Source organism: Azospirillum ramasamyi, assembly GCF_003233655.1.
Lineage (GTDB): Bacteria > Pseudomonadota > Alphaproteobacteria > Azospirillales > Azospirillaceae > Azospirillum > Azospirillum ramasamyi.
In genome coordinates this window covers 2199620-2224663 of record NZ_CP029829.1, presented here as the reverse complement: position 1 = coordinate 2224663, position 25044 = coordinate 2199620, and the positions used below count along the sequence as shown (strand labels likewise).

Sequence of the window (25044 nt, the reverse complement as noted above, 5' to 3'; positions counted from 1 at the left end):
CGAGACCTGAACAGACCGATGCGCCGCAGTCTTCCGCCAAGCCCTCCGTCCGGCTCCGATTCCAGCGCCTTCTCCCGCCCCTCCGGCGATCTGCGCGCGGCGATCCGTTCGCTGGCCCCCTACATCTGGCCGAGCGATTCGGTGGAAACGCGGGTGCGGGTGGTGCTGGCGATGCTCCTGCTGGTGGGGGCGAAGGTCGCCAACGTCTATGTGCCGATCTTCTACAAGCATGCGGTGGACGCCCTGACGCCGGCCGGCGGGGCGGGGGCGGGGGCGGGGGCGGCCGTCACCATCCCGCTGGGGCTGATCGTCGCCTACGGCCTCGCCCGCGTGACCTCGCTGGTCTTCGCCGAACTGCGCGACGCCGTCTTCGCCAAGGTGGCGCAGCGCACCATCCGCAAGGTGGCGCTGTCGGTGTTCCGGCACCTGCACGCGCTGTCGCTGCGCTTCCACCTGGAGCGCCAGACCGGCGGCCTGACCCGCTCGCTGGAACGCGGCACCCGCGCCATCGAATCGCTGCTGCGCTACACCCTGTTCTCCATCGTGCCGACGCTGGTGGAGATCGCGCTGGTCTGCGCCATCCTGTGGAAGCTGTTCAGCATCTGGTTCGCGCTGGCGACCTTCGCCACGGTGATGGGCTACATCCTCTACACCTTCTTCGTGTCGGAATGGCGCATCAAGTTCCGCCGCATGATGAACGACACCGACAGTAAGGCCAACACCAAGGCGATCGACAGCCTGCTGAACTACGAGACGGTCAAGTATTTCGGCAACGAGGAGCATGAGGCCCGCCGCTACGACGGAGCGCTGCAGAGCTATGAGGCGGCGGCGGTGCGCAGCCAGCAGAGCCTGTCGCTGCTGAATGTCGGCCAGTCGGCGATCATTTCGCTGGGTCTGGCGGTGGTGATGGGCATGGCCGCCAAGGGCATCGTCGACGGCAGCATGTCGCTGGGCGACTTCGTTCTGGTGAACACCTATCTTCTGCAGCTCTACCAGCCGCTGAACTTCTTCGGCGTCGTCTATCGCGAGATCAAGCAGTCGCTGATCGACATCGAGGCGATGGTGACCCTGCTGGCGGTCGACCGCGAGGTGGCCGACGCCCCCCACGCCAAGCCGCTGGAGGTGGACGGGGCGGAGTTGCGCTTCGAGAATGTGGAGTTCGGCTACGACCCGCGCCGGACGATCCTGAAGGATGTCAGCTTCACCGTGCCGGCGGGAAAGACGGTCGCCATCGTCGGTCCGTCGGGCGCCGGCAAATCCACCATCAGCCGGCTGCTGTTCCGCTTCTACGACGTCAACGGCGGCCGGGTGACGATCGACGGGCAGGACATCCGCGACGTCACCCAGGCCTCGCTGCGGGCGTCCATCGGCATCGTCCCGCAGGACACCGTGCTGTTCAACGACACCGTCTTCTACAACATCGCCTATGGCCGCCCCGGCGCCAGCCCGGCGGAGGTGGAGCGGGCGGCGCGGCTGGCCCACATCCACGACTTCATCATGGCGTTGCCCGACGGCTACCAGACCACGGTGGGCGAACGCGGGCTGAAGCTGTCCGGCGGCGAGAAGCAGCGCGTCGCCATCGCCCGCACCATCCTGAAGGATCCGGCGATCCTGCTGTTCGACGAGGCGACGAGCGCGCTGGACACCCACACCGAGCGGGAAATCCAGGCCAATCTGCGCGAGGTCAGCCGCGGCCGCACCACGCTGGTCATCGCCCACCGGCTGTCCACCGTGATCGACGCCGACGAGATCCTGGTGCTGGAGGCCGGCCGGGTGATCGAGCGAGGCCGCCATGCCGACCTGCTGGCCGCGCGCGGCGCCTATGCCGCCCTGTGGGCGCGGCAGCAGGAATCCAGCCAGGGTCCGACGCCGCTGCCCGGCGTGCTGGCGCCGACCTGACCGGAACGGGGAACGAGAAGACATGGGACCGGCAAGGCAGGCGCTGCGCGCCGCGACGCGGGAAAGCCACGACCGGCTGGATAAGGCGGCGGTGCTGCAGCCGCTGGTCCGGCCGGACATCACGGCCGGCCAGTATGCCCGCGCGCTGGCCGTGCTCCACGGCTTCAACGCGCCGGTCGAACGGGCGCTGGGGGAGGCGGCTTCGGCGCGCATGGCGCTGCTGCGCGAGGATCTGCGGGTGCTCGGCGCCGATCCCGACGCGCTGCCGGAGATGACCGGCCTGCCGCCGCTGGACAGTTCGCCGGCCCGGCTGGCGGCGCGCTACGTCCTGGACGGCTCGGCCCATGGCGGGCGGGCGATGCTGCCGGGGATCACCCGGGCGCTGGGGTTCGATGCCCGGCGCGGGGCGCGCTTCCTGGCCTCCGACGGGCTCGACATGGCCGGGGCCTGGAAGGCGCTGATGGTCCGGCTGGAGGAGGAGCTTGCCGATCCCGCGGCGCTGGCCGCCGCCTGCGCCGCCGCCGCCGGCCTGTTCGCGGCGCTGGAGCGGTGGACGGCGGAGCATGGGGAGTGAAACCGGCGCGCGGTGCCGTCCCTTGCCATGGTCTGCTGCGTTTCATATGAAACGCCCGAGACCACGGCATTCTGTTCGGCGATCGGAGCCGCGCTTCAAATCGATTCCGATTTCACGCGATCCGATCTAGGGTGCCGGACCATCCGCATCAGGGTTTCTGGAGACCGCCTGCCCATGACCGCGCCAGCCTCGCGCATCTATTGCTCCGTCGACACCACCGAGATCGACGCCGCCCGCCGCATCGCCGGGCAGGTGGCCGGGACCGTCGGCGGCATCAAGCTGGGGCTGGAGTTCTTCATCGCCCAGGGGCCGGCAGGCATCCGCGCCGTGGTGGGGGAGGACGGGCCGCCGCTGTTCCTCGACCTGAAGCTGCACGACATCCCCAACACGGTGGCCGGCGGCGTGCGTGCCGCGCTGCCGCTGAAGCCGGCCTTCATGACCATCCACAGCGCCGGCGGTCCGGCGATGATGCGCGCGGCGGCGGATGCGGCGGCGAGCGCCGGCGCCGACCGGCCGAAGATCCTGGCCGTCACCGTGCTGACCAGCCTGGACGAGGGCGACCTGGGCGCCGTCGGGCAGTCGGTGCCGGTGGCCGAGCAGGTGGTGCGCCTGGCGAAGCTCGCCAAGGCGTCGGGGGTGGACGGCGTCGTCTGCTCCCCGGCCGAGGTGGCGCTGGTCCGCGCGGCCTGCGGTCCCGACTTCATCCTGATGGTGCCCGGCATCCGTCCGGCCTGGGCCGCCACCAACGACCAGAAGCGCATCATGACGCCGGCCGAGGCGCTGGCTGCCGGCGCCGACCATCTGGTCATCGGCCGCCCGATCACCGCCGATCCCGATCCGGCCGCCGCCGCCCGCCGCATCGTCGCGGAGATCCATGATCATTTTGGGGAGACCGCATGACCGTCGCCGCCAAGATCTGTGGCCTGACCGAGCCCGAGAGCCTGCGCGCCGCCGTTGCCGGCGGGGCGCGCTATGTCGGTTTCGTCTTCTATCCGCGCAGCCCGCGCGCCATCGCCCCGCCGATGGCGGCGGAACTGGCCCGGCTGCTGCCGACCGGCATCCGCTCGGTCGGGCTGTTCGTCGATCCCGACGACGAGTTCCTGGAGCATGTGACCGGGCAGGTTCCGCTCGACCTGATCCAGCTGCACGGCGGCGAGACGCCGCGCCGCATCGCCGAGATCAAGGGCCGCTACGCGCTGCCGGTGATGAAGGCGATCCGCGTCGGCGGGCCGGAAGACCTGACCGCGGCGCTGGAGGCGGCGGAGGTGGCGGACCGGCTGCTGTTCGACGCCAAGCCGCCGGCCAAGGTGTCGGCGCTGCCCGGCGGCAACGGCATCGCCTTCGACTGGACGATCCTGGCCGGCCGCAGCTGGCCGCGCCCCTGGATGCTGTCGGGCGGCCTGACCGCCGGGAATGTGGAGGAGGCGGTGCGCGTCACCGGCGCCACCGAGGTCGATGTGTCGTCGGGCGTGGAGGACCGCCCCGGCCACAAGGATCCGGCGCTGGTCCGTGCCTTTTTGTCGACGGTCGCCGGCCTTTGAAGCGAATTTGCATTCGCTTTGGATTCATATGACCTCATCCGCCGGTCGGGCTTCGGCCGCACGAGCGGCCGGGACCGCCGTCGCGGTCCAAAGCGGATTGAATCCGCTTTAGAGGCGATTCTGCCCGAAAGCGATCTGTTTTAGGCGAATGCTTCGGCTTATCTTGATCGCATGGCGGGACTCCGCGCCGTCGGGTAGGATACGCCCATGAGCGATTCGACCACTTCGTCCACAACCGAGGCGCTCGGCGCAGTGCTCGACGAGCATCTGCGCTGGATCGGCCAGTGGCAGCGCGCCGTTTTCTACCGCGAGGGCCGCGGCGGGGAGCGGGCGTCGGCCCCGGCGTCCTTCCAGGCCTGGTGCGAGGCCGCCAGCCGCGACGACCTTCTGCAGCAGCCGGCCGTGCAGAAGCTGGCCAACCTGCACGAGCAGATGCATCGCCAGGCCCGGCTGATCCTGCTGAAGGCGGCCGCCGGCGAACTGCCGACCGAGGCCGAATATGAAGGGGTGATCGGCCGTTTCGAGGAGTTCATGCTGCATCTGCGCCGGATGGAGCGCGCCTTTGCCGCCGCGGCCTCCGGCCTGGACCCGCTGACCGGCCTGCGCACCCGCCGCGGCATGAGCGAGGCGCTGGAGCGCGAGCACAACCGCTACCGCCGCACCGGCCAGCCCTTCTGCGTCGCGCTGTGCGACATCGACAAGTTCAAGGGCATCAACGACAGCTACGGCCACGACATCGGCGACCGGGTGCTGGCCGCCACCGCCGCCGTCATCAGCCGCGGCGTCCGCAGCTTCGACGAGGCCTTCCGCATGGGCGGGGAGGAGTTCCTGGTCTGCCTGAAGGAAACCAGGCTGGACGAGGGCTATGCGGTGATCGAGCGGCTGCGCGTCGATCTGATGCGCTCGCCGGTGATGCTGCCCGACGGCCGGCTGATCCCCGTCACCGCGTCCTTCGGGCTGGTGGAGGCGGTGGCCGACCTGACCGTCGACGATCTGGTTGTCTGCGCCGACCGCGCGCTCTATCAGGCCAAGAACACCGGCCGCAACCGCGTGGTCCGCTACGGCATCGACCGGCCGGAGCAGAAGGCGATTCCGGCCAAGGCGGGGCGGGGGTAGCAGGCCTGTGGCGCCTCTACGGTCAGTCCACTTGGCCCCGGCCCCCCTGGCGCGGTAGGATCGGGCAAACCTCACCGTCAGCCGCAATCCGGATTCCATGCGCACTCAGCCCGAATTCCCCAATCTGTTCATCCTCGACCATCCGCTGATCCAGCACAAGCTGACCCATATGCGGAACAAGGAACGGTCGACCGGCGGGTTCCGCACCCTGCTGCGCGAGATCTCGCTGCTGATGGGCTATGAACTGACGCGCGACATCCCGCTGACCACCGAGCGGATCGAGACGCCGCTGCAGCCGATGGACGCGCCGGTGCTCCTGGGCAAGAAGCTGGCCGTCGTGCCGGTGCTGCGCGCCGGGCTCGGCATGTCGGCCGGCCTGCTGGAACTGGTGCCCTCGGCGCGCGAGGGTCATATCGGCCTCTACCGCGACCATGAGACCAAGCAGCCGCACGAATATCTGGTGAAGCTGCCGCCGGCCGAAGGTCGGCTGTTCATCGTCGTCGATCCGATGCTGGCGACCGGCAACTCCGCCGCCCACGCCTGCGACGTGCTGAACCGCCATGGCGTGGACGACCACAACATCCGCTTCATGGCGCTGGTCGCGGCCCCCGAAGGCGTGCGCCGCTTCCACGAGTCGCACCCGGACGTGAAGGTCTTCACCGCCGCCCTCGACAGCCATCTGGACGAAAACGCCTACATCGTCCCTGGTCTCGGCGATGCAGGCGACCGCATGTTCGGCACCAAGTAAGGATAACCCCGTCCGTAACCGCCGGGCCGGCTGCCTTGGGGGCAGGTCCGGCGGTTGCGCGCGATGGGGGATTATTGCGCTGCTTTCTCGCGCAAATCGCCCTGTCGCGGCAGGGAAATCGTTTCACGCCGGTATGGGCGATCCTGCAAGTGTTTCCAGTGACCGTCGGGTCAAGGCAGGCATGCGCACGTATTCCCGGACTGCGCCCATGGTCATTGTGGAAATACTGCCCATATTTTCGCTGTCGATCTCAAGTCATGGCGGATTTCCGGCCTGATGGCGGGAAGCGGCCATGCGCCGTCCACAGGGCATGGGACAATCCCGCCTGTGCGATGGTCCTATGTGACGGCGGCTTGATTTCGATCAATGCCGGGTGGCGTATCGGTAAGGATCATGCCATCCTCTCGATGCGCCGAACGAATGGCCTAGCCCTTATGTTCCGAGCGGTGCAGCCGACCGTGTGGACGAACGCGAACGGAAACGCGCGATGGATTATGAAACTTTCTTCCGCAACCAGATTGCGACCCTGAAGCAGGACGGCCGCTACCGGGTGTTCGCCAACCTGGAGCGCCACGCGGGCAACTTCCCGACGGCGACCTTCCGCGATTCCAACGGGCTCGAGCGTCCGGTCACGGTCTGGTGCTCCAACGACTATCTCGGCATGGGCCAGCATCCCAGCGTGCTGAAGGCGATGCATGACGCGCTGGACCAGGTCGGCGCCGGTGCCGGCGGCACGCGCAACATCTCCGGCACCAACATCTACCATGTGCTGCTGGAACGCGAACTCGCCGACCTGCATCAGAAGGAAGCGGCGCTTCTCTTCACCTCGGGCTATGTGTCGAACGACGCGACGCTGACCACGCTGGGCAAGATCCTGCCCAATTGCGTGATCCTGTCGGACGCGCTGAACCACAACTCGATGATCACCGGCATCCGCAACTCGGGCGCCGAGAAGCACATCTTCCGCCACAACGACCCCAAGCATCTGGACGAACTGCTGTCCGGCATCGCTCCCGGCCGTCCGAAGGTTGTGGCGTTCGAAAGCGTCTATTCGATGGATGGCGACATCGCCCCCATCCATGACCTGTGCGACGTCGCCGACAAGCACGGCGCCATGACCTATCTGGACGAGGTGCACGCCGTCGGCATGTACGGCGCCCGCGGCGCCGGCGTGGCCGAACGCGACGGGGCCATGGACCGGCTGACCATCATCGAGGGCACGCTGGGCAAGGCCTTCGGCGTGCAGGGTGGCTACATCACCGGCTCCACCGCGCTGATCGACTGCGTCCGCAGCTTCGCCGCCGGCTTCATCTTCTCCACCTCGCTGTCGCCGGTTCTGGCGGCGGGCGCTCTCGCCTCCATCCGCCATCTGAAGAGCAGCGACACCGAACGGACGAAGCATCAGGAGCGCGCCGCCACGCTGAAGCGGATGTTCGCCGATGCCGGCCTGCCGGTGATGCCGTCGGTCAGCCACATCGTTCCGCTGATGGTCGGCGACGCCCACCGCTGCAAGCGCGCCTCCGACGAGCTGCTGGAGCGGCACAACATCTACGTCCAGCCGATCAACTACCCCACCGTTCCGCGCGGGACGGAGCGGCTGCGTTTCACCCCGACCCCGCTGCACACCGACGCGCAGATGGGCATGCTGGTGGATGCGCTGCTGGACGTGTGGAGCCGGCTGGATCTGCGGCTCGCCGCCTGAGGCGAGGGGCCCCCGGCAAAGCCCCCTTCGGCACTAAGGACGTTTTGTCCTCTGGACATATGGTTCGGCTATCCCTAAGTTGGGAATAGTGTTGCGACCGGTTCGCAGTTTCTTCGCTGCGGGCCGGCCGTTACCGTGCCGTCCACTTCGTCTTTTCCGGGGCATCGCCCAGGGGGTTCGCCATGTACCGTGACAACTCGCTGATGCCGAAGGAGGCCGTGCGCCTCGTCGTCCTGGGCACGCTGATCCAGGGCGGTCCGCTGCGCTACGCCGATCTGGCCGGCGCCGTCCGCCATTTCCTCGACCGCATCATGGGGCCGTCACTGGACCTGATGGGCACCTCGCTGGAGATGCTGCGCTACGAGGGGCTGATCGAGGCGCTGGACGGCAGCGGCATGGAAGACAACGCCCTGCTGGGTCCGACCGAAACCGGCCGGGCGGAGTTCGAGACGCTGATGCGCGCCAATGTCCGCGCGCCGTCGGCCGATGGGCTGAACAAGCTGGTCATCGCGCTGAAGCTGCGTTTCCTGCACCTGCTGGACGTCGAGTCGCAGCGCGACCAGATCGACAATCTCGTGGCGCTCTGCGAAACCGAACTGGTGCGGCTGGGTGACCTGAAGCGGGCGGATATCGGCGGCGAGGGGCATTTCGCCTCCTGGCTGGACCTGGACATCGCCCAGGCCGAAGACCGGCTGGCCTGGTTCCAGGGGCTGCTGGCGCGGCTCTGACACCGCCAGGACCTGATGGATTCCTTTATCATCGAGCGTAAAGCCTGACCTATCAGGCTTTACGCTCGCCCTCAAACGGCGGGCGCGGCCGTCCGGCCGCTTGCCTTCGCAGGCATCGGCCGGCGGGGCCGCGACTGCGTCCTGCACATCAGGGCGCGGCGCGTCTGTTTCGGCGCGCGGTTTTCATGTACGTTCGGGGTACCACTTTACCTCATCCGGAAACCGCCCCCATGGCCTCGCACCTGTCGACCGACGACCTCGAAGACCGCTTGCGCATGGAGTTCGTGGACGACGCGCGCGATCGGCTGGAATTGATGAACGCGACGCTGGCGGATCGCGTGAAGGGTCAGCGCAACGATGCCGAGACCATCGGCGTCCTGCGGTTGGGGGCTCACAATTTCAAGGGCATGGGCACCAGCTTCGGCTATCCCACCGTCAGCCTCGTCGCCCACCGGCTGGAGGATTATCTCAGCGGCCTGAAGCGGCTGGACGAGAAGCAGCTGACCGACGCGCAGATCTTCATCGACCGCATCTCCGAGCTGGTCGACCGCGCCGAACAGCCTCTGCTGGCCGAGACCAACCGGATCATCCGCGCGCTGCCGGTGCGCTATGAATTCCAGGTCACCGATGTCGAGGTCCGCAACATCGAGATCATGCTGGTCACGCCTTCCAAGGTCGTCGCCAAGAAGCTGGGGACGGAACTGGCGGCCTGCGGTTTCCGCACCATGACGGTGACCGACCCGATCGAGTCGATCAGCCTTGCCGTCCGCGTGCCCCCGGACATGGTCATCGCGTCGATGGTGATGGACGGCCTGTCCGGACTCGACCTGATCCGGGGCCTGCGCGCCATGAGCGTGACCCATCATGTGCCGATGGCGCTGCTGACCTCGCTGAACCTCGACCACCCGTCGCTGAAGGAGATTCCGCAGGGCGTCTCCGTCATCCGCGTCGGCGAGCATTTCGGCGACGATTTCGCCGCGGTGGTGGCCAGGCACAATCTCGGCTGACCGGGCGCCCCCTCGTCTGAACGTCATCGTCATATAGCCGCGCTTGCGCCGGCGGGAATCCCCATGATAGGCGTCGGACCGGTCCAACAGGCTGGAGCAGCGCCAGAATGACGGAGGTTCTTCGCCGGTACGGCCCGGTCCTGACCGGGGTGATCCTGCTGGCGGTGGCGCTGTGGCTGGCGCTGCTGGTGGTGCTGCCGCAGCTGATGATGATCGGCTTCTCCTTCCGGCCGTCGCTGCCGCCGTCCAAGATCGGCGGACCGGAGGACGTGTACACGGTCAGGAATTACCTGACCCTGTGGACCAACCAGATCCATCTGGCGATCTTCCTGAAGACGATCTGGGCCAGCGCCCTGGTCACGCTGACCACGCTGGCCGTCTGCTATCCGGTGGCCTTCTATCTGGCCCAGGTGGCGCCAAAGCGGCGGCTGCCGCTGCTGATCCTGATGCTGATCGTGCCCTTCTGGATCAACGAGCTGCTGCGCACCTTCTCCTGGTACATCATCCTGGCCTTCAACGGGCCGCTGAACGCGATTCTGCTGGGGCTGGGGATCATCGACGAGCCGCGGCGCTTCCTCGGCGGCGACGGCGGGGTGATCGTCGGCATGGTGTATGTCTACATCCTGTTCATGGTCTTCCCGCTCTACAACGCCATCGAATCGCTGGACCGCAACCAGATCGAGGCGGCGCGGGATCTGGGCGCCGGCTGGCTGCGCATCCACCGCCGCATCGTGCTGCCCCATGCGAAGCCCGGCATCGCCGTCGGCTGCATCATGACCTTCATGCTGGCGGCCGGCAGCTATGCCGTCCCGGCCCTGCTGGGCGGGCCGAACAGCCGCTGGTTCACCGAGATCATCTACAACTGGTTCTTCGAGGGCGGAAACTGGAACCAGGGCGCGGCCTATGCCTTCATCCTGCTGGTGCTGTGCATCGGCTTCATCCTGGGCGCGATGCGGCTGTTCCGCGTCGGCCTGGCCGATATTGCGAAATGAGCCATCGCGACATGAGTCCGCAACCATGACCGCCGCCCGCTTCCGCCGCCTGCTGACCGGCGCCTATCTGGTTCTGTTCTTCGGCTATCTGTTCCTGCCGCTGGGCATCATGGCGGCGGCGACCTTCAACAGCAGCCGCTTTCCCACCGTGACGCCGTGGATGGGCTTCACGCTGAACTGGTTCCAGGTGCTGTGGGACGACCAGCGCATGTGGGCCGCGCTGGGCACCAGCCTGATGGTGGGGGCGGGGGTGATCGCACTGGCCGTGCCGCTGGGGCTGGCGGCGGCGCTGCTGCTCGACCGGCTGCACAGCCGGGCCAAGACCTTCCTCTACGCGCTGATGGTGTCGCCGCTGCTGACGCCGGGGGTGATCGTCGGCATCTCGACGCTGGTGTTCTGGCGGGAATGGTTCGGGGTCAGCGGCGGGCTGTTGCTGACCGTGGTCGCGCAGTCGAGCTTCATCGCCGCCTATGCCATGCTGCTGTTCTCGGCAAGGCTGGAGCGGTTCGACCCGGTGCTGGAGGAGGCTGCACTCGACCTCGGCGCCACGCATGGGCAGGTGTTCCGGCGCATCACGCTGCCGTACCTGATGCCGGCGATCCTGTCGGCGTCGCTGCTGGCCTTTTTGCAGAGCTTCGAGAACTACAACACCACGCTGTTCGTGCGCGGGCTGGACACCACCCTGACCGTCTACATCGCGACCAAGGTGCGCACCGGCCTGACCCCGGCGGTCAACGCGCTGTCGCTGGTGCTGATCGCGCTGACCATCCTGGGGGCCGTCGTCTACGAGATCCTGCGCCGGCGCGAGGCGCGCCGGCAGGCAGGGTCCGCAGCCGCCTTGGAGTCGGCCTGAACTCAGTCCTCTTCCGCGTCGTCGGCGTCCGCCTCGATCTGGGCGGCGAGGTCGCGCAGCATGTCGATCACGTCTTCGTGGCTGGTCTCGTCCACGGCGGCGTTCACCGCGGCTTCGATCATGGCGACGGCGATGTAGGGGCCGAGCGGGCCACCTTCCTTGATCGCCTCATCCAAATGCTTCTCGGCGATCGACAGCGCCTTTTCGAACAGCGCCTCGGCCGTCTGGTTGGTGGTGTCCTTGCTCATAGTCCGGTCCGTTGCGGAGGGTTGGTCCGACTCCAATAACACGCCCAATCGGCGGATGGCGCGGGAATTCGCGGGCCGCGCCCCAAATTAGAGCCCGTAAACCGGAGGCCGGGCTTGCACCGTCCCCTGACCATACGCCACAGTCCGGAAATGGATTGACCTATACGGCAAGGGAACAGCATGACCGGCACGCCCGACCTGACGAGCCCCGACAGCTATCGCTTCTGGTGGGAGGAGCGCGTGCGCTTCAACGACCTGGACGCCTTGGGCCATGTCAACAACAACGCCATCGGCGTTTATTTCGAACAGGCGCGCATCGCCCTGCTGCACGGGGCCGGCGGCTTCCGCGAGGAAGACCCCTGGACCGTCGTCCTGGCCCGCAGCCTGATCGAATACAAGGCGGAGCTGCTCTATCCCAACACGGTGCGGGTCGGCGCGCGGAGCCTGCGGCTTGGCACCAGCTCCATCACGCTGGGCTGCGGCATTTTCCTGGGCGATCAGTGCATCGCCACGCAGGAGGCGGTGGCGGTGATCGTCGACAAGGCGGCCCATCGTCCGACGCCTATCCCTGAATCGTTGCGCGCCAAGCTGCTGGAGGCGTAAAGGGGGGCGAAGATTCCCCTCACTGGACCTCCCGTCATGACGCGCCCCGCAAAGCGCCCCTTCGCCAAGGGACGCCCGCCCGCCCGCAAGACCAGCCATGCTCCCGCCGAAACGCGGGAACGGGAGGTCGCCATCACCGATGTCGGCGCCCGCGGCGACGGGTTGGCGTATGCCGACGGATTGCGCCTGTTCGTGCCCTATGCGGTGGCCGGCGACCGCGTGCGCGTACGCTTCGGCGAAGGCGATGGAAAGGGGGAAGGCGTACGGGCCGAACTTCTTGAAATCCTTGAACCCGGTCCCGGACGTCAGGTGGCGCCCTGCCGCCATTTCGGCCGCTGCGGCGGTTGTACGCTCCAACACATGGACGATGCGGCGTACGCGGCCTGGAACAGCGGGATGGTGCGCGGTGCGCTGGAACGGGTCGGGTTGGCCGAGGTGACGCTGGAGCCACTGGCGCGTACGCCGGCCGGTGCCCGCCGCCGCGCCCGCTTCGCGGCGCTGAAGCGGGGCAAGCGTGTCTGGTTCGGTTTCAATGAACGCCAGAGCCACCGGCTGGTCGATCTGGAGGAGTGCCCGATCCTGGCGCCCCGCCTGTTCGCGCTGGTGGAGCCCCTGCGCACAATGCTGGCCGACCTGCTGCCGGACGGCGGGGATGCCGACGTGGTGCTGACCGACCTGGAGGGCGGGGCCGATCTGCTGCTGGTCGGGCCGCGCAGCCTGGACCGTGCCGCCCGCGAGGCGCTGGTCGCCTTCGAGCCGGATCGCATCGCCCGCATCGCCTGGCAGCCGACCGACCGCGCGGCCCCGGAGCCGGTGGCGAACCGCCGTCCGGCCTTCATTCGTTTCGCGGGCGTTCCGATCCAGCCGCCGCCCGGCGCCTTCCTGCAGGCCAGTGCCGAAGGCGAGGCCGCTCTGGTCGCCGCGGTGCGCGCGGGGGTGGGGCCGGCGGCCCGCATCGCCGACCTGTTCGCCGGCATCGGCACCTTTTCCATTCCGCTTGCGCAACAAGCCGCGGTCCATGCGGTGGAGGGCGACGAGGCGGCGGTGGCGGCGCTCGGCCGCTCGGTGCAGGGGCTGCGGCTGACGGTGGAGCGGCGCGACCTGTTCGAGAACCCGCTGGGCGTGAAGGAACTGAACCGCTACGACGCGGTGGTGTTCGACCCGCCGCGCGCCGGTGCCGCCGCCCAGGCGGCGCAACTCGCCGGCAGCAAGGTGCCGCGGGTGGTGGGGGTGTCCTGCAACCCGGCCAGCTTCGCCCGCGACGCGCGGGTGCTGGTGGATGGCGGCTATCGTCTGGTGAAGGTCCGGCCGGTCGACCAGTTCCTGTGGTCGGCCCATGTCGAGGTGGTGGGCCTGTTCGAGCGGTGAGGGCGTAATGCCCCCTCCCTGACTCTTTCCCAAATACGTCGGGAGGGGGGCGGGGAGGGAGTGCTTGATTCCCGCCCCCCTGACGCTCAATCCAACTGCAGAACGATCGCCTTGAGATAGGCGGACTCCGGCAGATGAGGGTGGACCGGATGGTCCGGGCCGGCGCCGGCGCTGCGCAGGATGCGGCCGGTGCGGCCGGCGTCGTGCAGGCCGCGGGCGACCTGCTCGGCGAAGGTCGGCGGATCGACGTTGTGGCTGCACGAACCGCACAGCAGAAAGCCGCCGGGCGCCGTGATCTTCGCGGCCAGACGCGCCATCTTGCGGTAGGCGCGGCAGCCCACCGCCAGATCCTTCTTCGACTTCACGAAGGCCGGCGGATCGGCCACCACCACCTGGAAGGTCTCCCCGGCGGCGCTCAGCCGCTCCATCTCCTGGAAGGCATCGGCCTTGCGCGCCTCGAAACGGTCGGCGACGCCGTTCGCCTCGGCGGCGCGGGCGGCGTTCTCCAGGGCCAGGGCGGAGCGGTCGACCGCGACCACATGGGTGGCGCCGGCCACCGCGCACTGGATGCCGAAGCCGCCGTTGTAGCTGTAGAAGTCGATGGCCCGGCCGCCGCGGGCAAGCGAGGCGATGAAGGCGCGGTTGTCACGCTGATCGTAGAACCAGCCGGTCTTCTGACCGTCCAGCGGGTTGGCGAAGAAGGTCACGCCGTTCTCTTCCAGCCGGATCGGGCCGTCGATCTCGCCCTTCGCCAGCCGGGTCTCCTCCGTCAGGCCTTCCAGCGCGCGCTGGCTGCCGTCGTTGCGCAGGATGACCGCGCGCGGCGCAATCACCTCGTCGATGGCGGCCAGGATGTCGTCGATCCGGTTGTCCATGAACACGGAGTTGGCCTGAACCGTCACCACGTCGTCGAAACGGTCGACGATCAGGCCGGGCAGGCCGTCGGCCTCGGCATGGACCACGCGGTAGAAGGGACGGGAGAACAGCCGCTCGCGCAGTTCGACCGCACGGCGCAGCCGGCCGGCGATGAAGGCGTGATCCACCGCGGTCGCCGGATCGCTCGACAGCAGCCGGGCGGCGATCAGCGTGTGCGGATTGAAGGTGTAGATGCCCAACGGCGTCCCGCCGGGGTCCAGAAGCCGCACCGGGCTGCCGGGCGGGACCGCCTTGGCGATGGTGTCCATCTGGACTTCGTTGGAATAGACCCAGGGATGCCCCTGCATGACGCGCCGCTGGCGGCCGGCCTGCAGGTGGATCGGCGGGTATTTCTTGACGGGTTTGGTGCCGGTGTCGCTCATGGGGCCGCATCCTAACGGCAAATCGCCGCCACGCAACGGCTCCCTTGATGCCGCTCCCCCGATAGGGTCGGGCGTCGCCGGACGCTACTCCACCCTGCACGGCCCATCGGCCGGAGCCGGAGCCGGAGCCGGGGCAGGGGCCGGGGCCGGGGCGTTGCCGTTGACCACGGCCAGATCCTTGCAGTAGCGGATCGTCTCCTCCCGGTGGCCTTCGGTGCGGAAACAATCGGGGATCGGGTTGCTCCGGGCGTCTAGCGGGATGGTGCGCTCCGGCAGGGTGGTGTGGATGGCGCCGCAGCCGAGCCGCCGGGCCAGCGCCTCCATCGCCCGCAGCTGGGTCTCGGCGATGCCGGCGACGTCGAACAGGTCCAGCACCACGAAGTTGTCGACGCACAGCACCCGGCCGTGGCGCAGGTGCGGCTCCACCGCGTAGGAGAACAGCCCGTGCATGTAGCCCTGGGCGTTCTGCACGGTGATGATGCCGGCATCCGCGGGCAGGCCGGAGCGTCCGGCTCCACCACCCCCGGATGCGTTTCCCAGGACCGCTGCGGCAAATGCGCGCCATTGCTCCACCCCCAGGCCCGGCGCGATTGCACAGACCAGCGGGTAGGCCTGGTCGATCTGGCGCCGACCAAGGGGTTTCGCGATGAAACTATCGTCCATTTCAGTCCGGCCGATTGCAAGGACACTGAACGATGGCAGGGCGGGGCCGCCAGGGTCGTTGACGTAGATCAATGTTGCAGAAGCCCCCCCTACACATAGTGGGGCCCATTGGAGACAGGCGCGCGCGGCGTCCCTCTTGGCATTTCCGAGTGCAACCTGTCCCGCTCCTTAACAGTACGTACCCAGTGGTGGTGCAACCCAGAAGGCGCGGCCCCACGGCCGCCCGGGGCAAACGGGAGAGATTGTATGACATCAGCGACTCTGACTTCAGGGGCCACCCTGGGCAGCCAGCGGGTGTCGGAAGACGTGCGTTACTATGAGGACGCCATCCGACTCTTCGTGATCGCTGCAGTGTTCTGGGGCGTGGTCGGTTTCCTGGCCGGCACCTTCATCGCTCTGCAGCTGGCCTTCCCGGCGCTGAATCTCGGGCTGGAGTGGACAAGCTTCGGGCGCCTGCGCCCCGTCCACACCTCGGCCGTGATTTTCGCGTTCGGCGGCAATGTGCTGTTCGCCACCTCGCTCTATTCGGTCCAACGGACTTGCCGTCAGCATCTCTTCGGGGGCGAAGGGCTGGCCAAGTTCATCTTCTGGAACTACAACGTCTTCATCGTGCTCGCGGCGCTGAGCTATGTCCTGGGCTACACCCAGGGCAAGGAGTACGCGGAGCCCGAGTGGATCCTCGACCTGTACCTGACGGTCGTCTGGGTGCTCTATGCGGTCCAGTTCATCGGCACGGTGATGACGCGGCGCGAGTCGCACATCTATGTGGCGAACTGGTTCTTCATGGCGTTCATCCTGACCGTCGCCATCCTGCACATCGGCAACAACATCAACGTCCCGGTGTCGCTGTTCGGCATGAAGTCCTACAGCTTCGTGTCGGGCGTGCAGAGCGCGATGGTGCAGTGGTGGTACGGCCACAACGCGGTCGGCTTCTTCCTGACCGCCGGCTTCCTGGGCATCATGTACTACTTCGTGCCCAAGCGCGCCGAGCGGCCGGTCTATTCCTACCGCCTGTCGATCGTCCACTTCTGGACCCTGATCTTCCTCTACATCTGGGCCGGCCCGCACCACCTGCACTACACCTCCCTGCCGGACTGGGCGCAGACGCTGGGCATGACCTTCTCGGTCATGCTGTGGATGCCGTCCTGGGGCGGCATGATCAACGGCATCATGACCCTGTCGGGCGCCTGGGATAAGCTGCGCACCGATCCGGTCCTGCGTTTCCTGGTCACCTCGGTCGCCTTCTACGGCATGTCGACCTTCGAAGGCCCGCTGATGTCGGTGAAGCCGGTCAACGCCCTGTCGCACTACACCGACTGGACCGTCGGCCACGTGCACTCCGGCGCTCTCGGCTGGGTCGCCTTCGTCTCCTTCGGCGCGATCTACTACCTCGTGCCGGTGCTGTGGAAGCGCTCGCAGCTCTACAGCATGCGTCTGGTCAGCTACCACTTCTGGACCGCCACGATCGGCATCGTGCTCTACATCACCGCCATGTGGGTGTCGGGCATCATGCAGGGCCTGATGTGGCGCGCCTACGACAACCTGGGCTTCCTGCAGTACTCCTTCGTGGAGACCGTCGCGGCGATGCACCCGTTCTACGTGATCCGCGCGATGGGCGGCGTTCTGTTCGTCATCGGCGCTCTCATCATGGTCTACAACCTGTGGCGCACGGCGAAGGGCGATGTCCGCATCGAGAAGCCCTATGTCACCACCCCGCACAAGGCGGCGGTCGGCGCGGCCTGACGCTAGGGAAGGATGCGAGAAATGGCTCAGGAAAAAAAGGGCTTCAGCCACGATCTGATCGAGCGGAACACGCTTCTTCTGATCGTGCTCGTGCTGATCACCGTGTCGATCGGCGGTCTGGTCCAGATCGTTCCGCTCTTCACCATCGAATCGACCATCGAGAAGGTGGAGGGGGTCCGTCCCTACTCCCCGCTCGAACTGGCCGGGCAGAACATCTACTACCGTGAAGGCTGCTACAACTGCCACAGCCAGCAGATCCGTCCGTTCCGTGACGAGGTCGAGCGTTATGGCCACTACTCGCTGGCTGCGGAGTCGATGTACGACCATCCGTTCCAGTGGGGCTCCAAGCGCACGGGTCCGGACCTGGCCCGCGTCGGCGGCAAGTACTCCAACGACTGGCAGGTCGCCCATCTGGTCGATCCGCGCGCGGTCGTGCCGGAGTCCATCATGCCGGGCTATGCCTGGATGAAGGACCGTCCGCTGAACTACGGCGACATCGCCGACCACCTGAAGGCGCTGAAGATCGTCGGCGTTCCCTACACCGACGAGCACATCGCCAACGCCAAGGCCGACCTGGAAGCTCAGAAGAACCCGGATGCCGACACCTCCGGTCTGATGAAGCGCTATCCGAAGGCCGTGGTCGCGAACTTCACCGGCAACAAGACCGTCACCGAAATGGACGCTCTCGTCGCCTACCTGCAAGTGCTGGGCACCATGGTGGACTTCACCAAGTACCAGTCCAAGCAGCTGCAGCAGTAATCGGGGGAGGAATCCATGGATTTGGATTCGATCACGGTGATGCTTCGGTCCTTCTGGACTGTGTGGTTGACGCTGCTGCTGACGGGCATCCTGGTTTACGCCATGTGGCCCGGCAACCGCCGCAGCTTCGACGACGCCGCTCAGATCCCGCTCAAGGATGATGGTCAGGAGCTTTAGACCATGGCACAGAATTACAAGGACGAGCTGTCCGGCGTCGAGACCACCGGCCACGAGTGGGATGGACTGCGCGAGCTGAACAACCCGCTGCCCAAGTGGTGGCTGTACCTCTTCTATGTCTGCATCGCCTGGTCGCTGGTGTACTACGTGTTCTACCCGGCCTGGCCGCTGGGCAAGACCTACACGAAGGGCATCCTCGGCTATTCGCAGCGTGAAGAGCTCGACCTCAAGATGGCGGAGGCGAAGGCCGGTCAGGCCAAGTACCTGACCGCCATCGCGGCAATGTCGGTCGACGAAATCCAGAAGGACAAGGACCTGCTGGGCTTCGCCATGGCCGGCGGCCGCTCCTACTTCAACGAGAACTGCGCCGCCTGCCACGGCGCCGGCGGCCAGGGTGCCAAGGGCTTCCCGACGCTGGCCGACGACGTGTGGCTGTGGGGCGGCTCCTCGGCCGACATCTACAAGACCATCCAGCACGGTATCCGTGCGGAAGACGGCGACACCCGTGGCGTGCCGAACATCGGCATGACCGCCTTCGGCAAGGACGGCATCCTCAACCGCGACCAGATCGATCAGGTGACGGACTATGTGCTGTCGCTGAACGGCAAGCCTGCCGATGCGGGCAAGGTCGCCAAGGGCAAGACCGTCTATGACGAGAACTGCGCCGCCTGCCATGGCGACGCGGCCCAGGGTTCGGTCGCCGCCGGTCTCGACGGCGTCGGCGCTCCTCCGCTGAAGCAGGCCAACTGGCTCTACGGCGGCGACAAGGCTGCGCTGACGGACTCGGTGTACAACGGCCGCGCCGGCATGATGCCGGCCTGGTCCAAGCGCCTGGACGACGCGACGATCAAGTCGCTGGCGGTCTACGTCCACAACCTGGGCGGCGGCAAGTAAGCCGGTCCCGATCCGGGAACATGTTCGGAACCGACCGGGAGGGCGTCGGGGAGTTCGCTCCCCGGCGCCCTTTTCCTATGGAAAACGGCCCGCCGGCTGGTGGTTCCGTGAACTTCCTGTCATTTGATCCAGCGCAATGTACCTGCGGCAATCGGTCGCCATAGTGCCCCGACCGCCGATCAGTAGCCGCCGACCAGTCGAAGGGCAGCCAGCGACCATGACCATCAGCACGACCAACGGAAACCGCCCCACCGCTCCGAAGCGTGTCAAGCCGCCGCGGCAGAAGGGATGGTACATCCCCTGGATCTTCGTCGGCCTCTTCATGATCGTTCTGACGGTGAACGCGATCATGGTCCATTTCGCCGTGTCGAGCTGGACCGGTGTGCAGACCGAGAACCACTTCATCAAGGGCATCAGCTACAACCGGGATCTCGCCGGAGCCCGCGCCCAGGCCGAGCGCGGCTGGCAGGTGCAGGCGGAGTTCACCACCACCGAACCGCGCAAGGCTCTGATCGCCATCACCGCCCTCGACAAGGAAGGCCGCGTCCTGAAGGACGCCGAGGTCACCGTGTCGATGATCCGCCCGACCACCGTCGGCCACGACAAGACGCTGACCCTGCCCTATCTGGGCGAGGGCCGTTACGGCGCCCCGGTGGAGCTGGACCTGGAAGGCCAGTGGGACATGCGCTTCGTCATCAATCACGCCACCGGCGACTATCAGGACCAGAAGCGCGTCTGGCTGCATTGAGGTCCGGTTGCACTGAGATCTGGCGCAGCGAGCATTGAAGGGGCCGATCGGCAGCGGTTGCCGGGCCGGGATCATCGGGGTGATGTGAGATGAGCGTCTGCCTCCATTGCGGACAGGACCTGGGCGGGCAAGCGACCGTCGTCGACTCTGCCGCCAACTCCGCCACCACCGCCACCGACGGGGCCGGCCCCTTCTGCTGCACCGGCTGCGCCGCCGCCTACGATCTCGTCCGCGGCCTGGGGCTGGAGCGCTATTACGAACGCCGCAGCGTCGATCCCACCGCGCGGCCGCTGCGTCCCGACGACGCCCCGGCGGTGGATTACGAACCGCATGCGCGCGAGGACTCCGACGGCGGCCGCAGCCTGCACCTGATGGTCGACGGCATGCAGTGCGCGGCCTGCGTCTGGCTGATCGAATCGGCGCTCGGCCGCCAGCCGGGCATCACCCACGCCCGCATGAACATGACCACGCGCCGGCTGACGGTGCGCTGGGATCCCACGGTCACCGACGCCAACACGGTGGTCGGCACCGTCGCGCGGCTGGGCTACCGCGCCGTGCCCTTCGATCCCGACCGGCTGGGCGGCGCCCAGGCCAAGAGCGAGAAGGAGCTTCTGCGCGCCATGGCCGTCGCGGGCTTCGCCATGGGCAACGTCATGCTGCTGTCGGTGTCGGTCTGGGCCGGCCACAGCCAGGGCATGGGCACCGCCACCCGCGACCTGATGCACTGGATTTCGGCGCTGATCTGCATGCCGGCCATCGCCTATGCGCTGCGTCCCTTCGCGCGCTCGGCGTGGTCGGCCCTGCGCAACGGCCGCACCAACATGGACGTTCCGATCACGATCGGCGTCCTGCTCGCCACCAGCATGAGCCTGTTCGAGACCATCCACAGCGGCGACCACGCCTACTTCGACGGCGGCGTGATGCTGCTGTTCTTCCTGCTGGTCGGCCGCTATCTCGACCAGCGGGCGCGCGGCCGGGCGCGTTCGGCGGCGGAACAGCTGCTGGGACTGCGCGCCAACGCCGTCACCATCCTGCGCGAGGACGGCACCAGCGCCGTCGTTCCGCCGGAACAGGTCACCAGCGGAACCACCATCCTGGTCGCGGCGGGCGAACGCATCCCGGTGGACGGGCGGGTGTCCGACGGCGTTTCCGACCTCGACACCGGCCTGATCACCGGCGAGACGGTGCCGGGCACCGCGCGGCCGGGCGACCAGGTCTTCGCCGGCACCCTGAACCTGACCGCGCCGCTGCGCCTGACCGTGACCGCGGTGGGGGAGGGCACGCTGCTGGCCGAGATCGTCCGGCTGATGGAGGTGGCCGAGCAGGGCCGCGCCAAATATGTCGCCATCGCCGACCGGGTGTCGCGCCATTACGCCCCCGTGGTCCATGTGGCCGCATTGGGCACCTTCATCGGCTGGATGCTGCTGGGCGAGGCGATATGGCAGGACGCGCTGATGAACGCCATCGCCGTGCTGATCATCACCTGCCCCTGCGCGCTGGCGCTGGCGGTGCCGGTGGTGCAGGTGATCGCCAGCGGCCGCCTGATGCGTCAGGGCACCCTGTTGAAGAGCCCGACCGCGCTGGAACGGCTGGCCGCCGTCGACACGGTGGTGTTCGACAAGACCGGTACCCTGACCGAAGGACGCCCGGTGCCGCAGCTGGACGGCCTGCCGGCGGAGGATCTGGCGCTGGCGGCCTCGCTGGCCGCGGCCAGCCGCCATCCGCTGGCCCGCGCGCTCGCCGCCGCCGCGCCGTCGGTGCCGGTCGCCGCGGGCGTGCGCGAGATCGCCGGCGCCGGCCTGTCGCTGCAGACCCCGGATGGAGAGGTGCGGCTCGGCAGCCGCCGTTTCACCGGCGCACCGCTGGAGGCGGAGGATGCCGCCGGGCCGGAACTGTGGCTGGCGCGTCCCGGCGAGGAGCCGCGGCGGATCGTGTTCCTCGACGCTCCGCGGCCGGACGCCGCCTCCGTGGTGGAGGCGCTGAAGGCGCGCGGGCTGGAGGTGCGGCTGCTGTCGGGCGACCGCCGCGGTGCGGTGGCGGCGGTGGCGGAGCGGCTGGGCATCGCCGACTGGCGGGCCGAGCAGACGCCTGCCGACAAGACCGCCGTGCTGGCCGAGCTGGCCGCTCAGGGACGCACGGTTCTGATGGTGGGCGACGGGCTGAACGACGCCCCGGCGCTGGCCGCGGCGGCGGTGTCGATGTCGCCCTCCACCGCGGTGGACGTCAGCCAGACCACGGCCGACGTGGTGTTCCAGGGCCGGCTGCTGCGCCCGATCGTCGAGACGGTGGAGGTCGCGCGCCGCTCCGGCCGACTGGTCCGGCAGAATTTCGGCATCGCGCTGGTGTATAATCTCTTCGCCGTGCCGCTCGCGATGGCCGGGATGCTGACGCCGCTGCTGGCGGCGCTCGCCATGTCGTCGTCGTCGCTGATCGTCATTCTCAACGCGCTGCGGCTGGCCCGCGGCGCCGTCGTCAAGGATGTTCCCGTTCAGGATATGACCGGTCGGGACCAGTCGGGTAAGGATTCGGGTGATGGACGAGCTTCTCTATCTGATCGCGATCGCGCTCTGCCTGGGCGGCCTGGGGCTGGCGGCCTTTCTGTGGGCGCTGAAGTCCGGTCAGTTTGACGATCTCGACGGCGCGGCGCACCGCGTCCTGTTCGACGACGACCTGCCCGCGGGCCCCCAATCCGGGACCGAGCCGGCCGCCCCGAAGGCCGTCGGCAGGCAATAATACCAAAGCCCGTATGGGCTAGGAAAAGGTTGTATGCGTGCGAGGTTGCGATTCTCTGCGATTGCCACCAATATGAGCCCATGCTGAATGACAGGCTGGGCTCCTCCATGCCACCTTTTGATACGGTCCGCGCTCGAGAAAAGGGCGCCTCGACGGAAATGAATCCCTGCGGGGCCTGTCCCGTGCGCAGCCTGACGGTGTGCGCCGCGCTGGAGCCGGAGGAATTGCGCCGTCTTGCCGACATTCTGCAGAATGTGCGCATCGACGCCGGCCATACGCTGTTCGCCGAAGGCGACGCGGCCGATGCGCTCTACAACGTCACCTCCGGTACGGTGAAGCTGTACAAGCTGCTGCCCGACGGCCGCCGCCAGATCACCGGATTCCTGGTGACCGGCGACTTCCTGGGGCTGGCCGTCAACGACAGCTATGCCTACACCGCGGAGACCGTCACCAGCGCCTCGCTCTGCCGCTTCCCGCGCAAGAAGATCGACGCGCTGCTGGAGGAATTCCCCAAGATGCAGCGGCGCCTGTTCTCCATGGCGTCGAACGAGCTGGCCGCCGCGCAGGACCAGATGCTCCTGCTGGGCCGCAAGACGGCGAAGGAGAAGATCTGCTCCTTCCTGCTGATGCTGTCCCAGCGCGCCGCCCGCCGCGGCCACAAGGAAAACCCGGTCTTCGTGCCGATGAGCCGTGCCGACATCGCCGACTATCTGGGCCTGACCACCGAGACGGTCAGCCGCACCTTCACCCAACTGAAGACCGTGGGCATCATCTCGCTGCAGGAAGGCAACAAGGTCCAGATCGCGGACATCGACGCGATGTACGATCTGGCCGAAGGAACCTGACGCCGGCCGGATCGCCTCGGCGCGGATCGCCGAGGCGATCCGGCCCCGTCGTTACCGCTGCCCTCACTCCCGCCGCAACGGCCGCAGCTCGAACTGCAGCCAAACCAGCGTCGAGACCACCAGGATCGCGCCGGCCTGATGGGCGGCGGCGACGGGGAGCCACACCACGGTCAGCAGCGTGACGATGCCGAGCACGATCTGCACCAGGATCATGGCGGCCGACGCCAATGCCGCGCGGCCGGCGCGGCCGGGCAGGCGGGCGTTCAGGACGCGGGCGGCCAGCACCAGGACGACCGCGCCCGACAGGATCGCCAGAGTGCGGTGGATGAGCTGGATCGCCGCGGTGTTCTCGAAGGCATTGAGCCACCACGGGGTCAGCGTGTTCACCTCGGGCGGGATCCAATGGCCGGCCATCAGCGGGAAGGTGTTGTAGGCGAGGCCGGCATCCGATCCGGCGACGAAGGCGCCCCAGACGATGGTGAGGGCGACCAGCCCCAGCGCCCAGCCGGTGTGGCGGCGCAAGCCGGCCGCTTCCGGGCGCCATCCCGCCAGCGGCAGCGGGTCGAGCAGCCCCAGCGCGGTGCGCAGCAGCAGGGCGTAGATCAGGATCGCGGTGCCGAGATGCAGGGCCAGCCGGTAAGGGCTGACATTCGGCGAATCGACCAGCCCGCTCTTCACCATGAACCAGCCGATGCCGCCCTGAAGCCCGCCCAGCAGGAACAGGCCGGCCAGCTTCGGCCACAGCTCGGGCGAGATGCGGCCCTGCATCCAGAAGCGCAGGAAGGGGATGAGGAAGACGAAGCCGATCAGCTGGCCCCAAAGCCGGTGGAACCACTCCCACCAGAAGATCGACTGGAAACCCGCCAGATCCATGTGGCTGTTGTAGATGCGGAACTCCGGCGTCGCCTTGTAGAGGTCGAAGACCCGGTTCCACTCCGCCTCCGACAATGGCGGCAGGATGCCGATCAGAGGTTTCCATTCCACCATCGACAGGCCCGATTCGGTGAGCCGGGTGATGGCGCCGATCACGGCCATGGCCAGCACCATGGCGGCGCAGACCAGAAGCCAGACGGCGATCGGCCGATTCGGGTTCGGATGGGCGGAGGAGGCGAGGCTGTCGGTCGTGTAGGCGGTCACTGCGGTATTCCGGAGCACGGCGGTGGGATGTCCGCCAATGTGGGGCGAACATCCCGCTCCGTCAAACGCCTCTTGCCTCGGTTGGGTTGAGCGGTGCCCGTTCAGACGGTGCCGTCGACCGTGGCGATGTCGCCCTGGGCCTGGGCGGTCTGGCTCTGGAACAGCGCCGCCTCCGCCGCACGGCGGGCGACCAGGCCCGGCAGTTTGGTCGGCTTGCCGTTCACCGTGGCGTAGACCCAGCGGCCGAACTGACCTGCGGCCCCGGCATAGTCGCCGGCGTTCAGCAGCTTCAGCAGGGTCGAGCTTTGCAGGCTGCCGGCCCCCAGATTGAAGACGAAGGAGGACAGGGCGCCGCGCTGGTCGTCGTTGAGAGGAACCTTCACCAGCGCGTCGACCCGGCCGGCGGCCTCCGCCAGGTCGGAGGCGAGGAAGCTGTCGGCCTGCTCGGTGGTGATGGTTTCTCCCATCTTCACGCCGGCCGTGTGGCCGTAGCCGATGGTGGGAACGCCCGCCGGGCAGAGATAGGCCTTGAGATACAGACCCTCAAAATGCTTCACGAGGTCGACCGCGGCTTGGCAGACCGGTTTGGTGGTCATGATTGGCAACTCCCGCTTCGCGCGCCGGGCGGACCGCATCCGCCCTCGATGGGGGCGATCCTAGGCAAGATA

General features: G+C 67.7%; 26 protein-coding genes. 21 read left to right on the top strand and 5 right to left on the bottom strand.

Annotation, left to right across the window (positions count from 1 at the left end):
* The first annotated feature begins 18 nt into the window (after positions 1-18).
* The 11 genes from DM194_RS10425 to DM194_RS10375 all read left to right on the top strand — a co-directional run bounded on the left by DM194_RS10425 (position 19) and on the right by DM194_RS10375 (position 11160).
* Complete coding sequence (locus tag DM194_RS10425; RefSeq protein ID WP_111067256.1) at positions 19-1899, top strand: ABCB family ABC transporter ATP-binding protein/permease; 1881 nt, start codon at positions 19-21, stop codon at positions 1897-1899.
* Positions 1900-1921: 22 nt separating this feature from the next.
* Positions 1922-2473: a biliverdin-producing heme oxygenase gene (locus tag DM194_RS10420; RefSeq protein ID WP_111067255.1), complete on the top strand. Its 552-nt coding sequence runs from the start codon at positions 1922-1924 to the stop codon at positions 2471-2473.
* Positions 2474-2647: 174 nt separating this feature from the next.
* Complete coding sequence (gene pyrF, locus DM194_RS10415) at positions 2648-3373, top strand: orotidine-5'-phosphate decarboxylase (protein ID WP_111067254.1); 726 nt, start codon at positions 2648-2650, stop codon at positions 3371-3373.
* Positions 3370-4014: a phosphoribosylanthranilate isomerase gene (locus tag DM194_RS10410; protein ID WP_111067253.1), complete on the top strand. Its 645-nt coding sequence runs from the start codon at positions 3370-3372 to the stop codon at positions 4012-4014. The genes pyrF and DM194_RS10410 overlap by 4 nt, the downstream gene beginning before the upstream one ends.
* 207 nt (positions 4015-4221) lie before the next feature.
* Positions 4222-5130: a diguanylate cyclase gene (locus tag DM194_RS10405; protein WP_111067252.1), complete on the top strand. Its 909-nt coding sequence runs from the start codon at positions 4222-4224 to the stop codon at positions 5128-5130.
* 97 nt (positions 5131-5227) lie between these two features.
* Positions 5228-5878: a uracil phosphoribosyltransferase gene (upp, locus tag DM194_RS10400; protein WP_111067251.1), complete on the top strand. Its 651-nt coding sequence runs from the start codon at positions 5228-5230 to the stop codon at positions 5876-5878.
* 487 nt (positions 5879-6365) lie between these two features.
* Positions 6366-7580: a 5-aminolevulinate synthase gene (gene hemA / locus DM194_RS10395; RefSeq protein WP_111067250.1), complete on the top strand. Its 1215-nt coding sequence runs from the start codon at positions 6366-6368 to the stop codon at positions 7578-7580.
* Positions 7581-7762: 182 nt separating this feature from the next.
* A complete protein-coding gene (locus DM194_RS10390; RefSeq protein ID WP_111067249.1) occupies positions 7763-8308 on the top strand; it encodes a hypothetical protein in 546 nt (181 codons plus the stop codon).
* Between the two features lie 230 nt (positions 8309-8538).
* Complete coding sequence (locus DM194_RS10385) at positions 8539-9315, top strand: Hpt domain-containing protein (RefSeq protein WP_111067248.1); 777 nt, start codon at positions 8539-8541, stop codon at positions 9313-9315.
* A gap of 107 nt (positions 9316-9422) precedes the next feature.
* On the top strand, positions 9423-10307 hold the full coding sequence (locus tag DM194_RS10380) for an ABC transporter permease (RefSeq protein WP_111067247.1): 885 nt from the start codon (positions 9423-9425) through the stop codon (positions 10305-10307).
* A 25-nt stretch (positions 10308-10332) separates the two neighbouring features.
* A complete protein-coding gene (locus DM194_RS10375; RefSeq protein ID WP_111067246.1) occupies positions 10333-11160 on the top strand; it encodes an ABC transporter permease in 828 nt (275 codons plus the stop codon).
* A 2-nt stretch (positions 11161-11162) separates the two neighbouring features.
* On the opposite strand, the gene DM194_RS10370 is transcribed toward DM194_RS10375, so the two are convergent.
* Positions 11163-11408: a hypothetical protein gene (locus DM194_RS10370; RefSeq protein WP_111067245.1), complete on the bottom strand. Its 246-nt coding sequence runs from the start codon at positions 11406-11408 to the stop codon at positions 11163-11165.
* 180 nt (positions 11409-11588) lie between these two features.
* On the opposite strand from DM194_RS10370, the gene DM194_RS10365 reads away from it, so the two are divergent.
* On the top strand, positions 11589-12011 hold the full coding sequence (locus DM194_RS10365) for an acyl-CoA thioesterase (RefSeq protein ID WP_111067244.1): 423 nt from the start codon (positions 11589-11591) through the stop codon (positions 12009-12011).
* Positions 12012-12047: 36 nt separating this feature from the next.
* Positions 12048-13379 (top strand): class I SAM-dependent RNA methyltransferase, encoded by a 1332-nt coding sequence (locus DM194_RS10360; protein ID WP_111067243.1) that lies wholly within the window; start codon positions 12048-12050, stop codon positions 13377-13379.
* 86 nt (positions 13380-13465) lie between these two features.
* Here the strand turns inward: DM194_RS10360 and DM194_RS10355 are convergent, their stop codons facing one another.
* Positions 13466-14677 (bottom strand): class I SAM-dependent rRNA methyltransferase, encoded by a 1212-nt coding sequence (locus tag DM194_RS10355; RefSeq protein ID WP_111067242.1) that lies wholly within the window; start codon positions 14675-14677, stop codon positions 13466-13468.
* Between the two features lie 84 nt (positions 14678-14761).
* Complete coding sequence (locus DM194_RS10350; protein ID WP_111067241.1) at positions 14762-15340, bottom strand: hypothetical protein; 579 nt, start codon at positions 15338-15340, stop codon at positions 14762-14764.
* Between the two features lie 246 nt (positions 15341-15586).
* Here DM194_RS10350 and ccoN point away from each other — a divergent pair, with 246 nt between their 5' ends.
* From ccoN to DM194_RS10310, 8 genes are all read left to right on the top strand, one after another.
* Complete coding sequence (gene ccoN / locus DM194_RS10345) at positions 15587-17083, top strand: cytochrome-c oxidase, cbb3-type subunit I (protein ID WP_111067240.1); 1497 nt, start codon at positions 15587-15589, stop codon at positions 17081-17083.
* A 21-nt stretch (positions 17084-17104) separates the two neighbouring features.
* Positions 17105-17842 (top strand): cytochrome-c oxidase, cbb3-type subunit II, encoded by a 738-nt coding sequence (gene ccoO / locus DM194_RS10340; protein WP_111067239.1) that lies wholly within the window; start codon positions 17105-17107, stop codon positions 17840-17842.
* Positions 17843-17857: 15 nt separating this feature from the next.
* A complete protein-coding gene (locus DM194_RS10335) occupies positions 17858-18019 on the top strand; it encodes a cbb3-type cytochrome c oxidase subunit 3 (RefSeq protein WP_111067238.1) in 162 nt (53 codons plus the stop codon).
* A gap of 3 nt (positions 18020-18022) precedes the next feature.
* Complete coding sequence (ccoP, locus tag DM194_RS10330) at positions 18023-18913, top strand: cytochrome-c oxidase, cbb3-type subunit III (protein ID WP_111067237.1); 891 nt, start codon at positions 18023-18025, stop codon at positions 18911-18913.
* A 217-nt stretch (positions 18914-19130) separates the two neighbouring features.
* Complete coding sequence (locus DM194_RS10325) at positions 19131-19661, top strand: FixH family protein (RefSeq protein WP_111067236.1); 531 nt, start codon at positions 19131-19133, stop codon at positions 19659-19661.
* Positions 19662-19750: 89 nt separating this feature from the next.
* The gene (locus tag DM194_RS10320) at positions 19751-22288 is read left to right on the top strand and encodes a heavy metal translocating P-type ATPase (RefSeq protein WP_111067235.1); all 2538 of its coding nucleotides are present in this window, start codon (positions 19751-19753) and stop codon (positions 22286-22288) included.
* Positions 22194-22394 (top strand): cbb3-type cytochrome oxidase assembly protein CcoS, encoded by a 201-nt coding sequence (gene ccoS, locus DM194_RS28660; RefSeq protein ID WP_111067234.1) that lies wholly within the window; start codon positions 22194-22196, stop codon positions 22392-22394. The genes DM194_RS10320 and ccoS overlap by 95 nt, the downstream gene beginning before the upstream one ends.
* A 158-nt stretch (positions 22395-22552) precedes the next feature.
* Entirely contained in the window at positions 22553-23239 is a 687-nt protein-coding gene (locus tag DM194_RS10310; protein WP_111067233.1) for a Crp/Fnr family transcriptional regulator, read from the top strand.
* 63 nt (positions 23240-23302) lie between these two features.
* Here DM194_RS10310 and DM194_RS10305 read toward each other — a convergent pair whose 3' ends face one another.
* A complete protein-coding gene (locus tag DM194_RS10305; RefSeq protein ID WP_111067232.1) occupies positions 23303-24376 on the bottom strand; it encodes a COX15/CtaA family protein in 1074 nt (357 codons plus the stop codon).
* A 101-nt stretch (positions 24377-24477) separates the two neighbouring features.
* On the bottom strand, positions 24478-24972 hold the full coding sequence (locus DM194_RS10300; protein WP_111067231.1) for a lysozyme: 495 nt from the start codon (positions 24970-24972) through the stop codon (positions 24478-24480).
* Between the last annotated feature and the right edge of the window lie 72 nt (positions 24973-25044).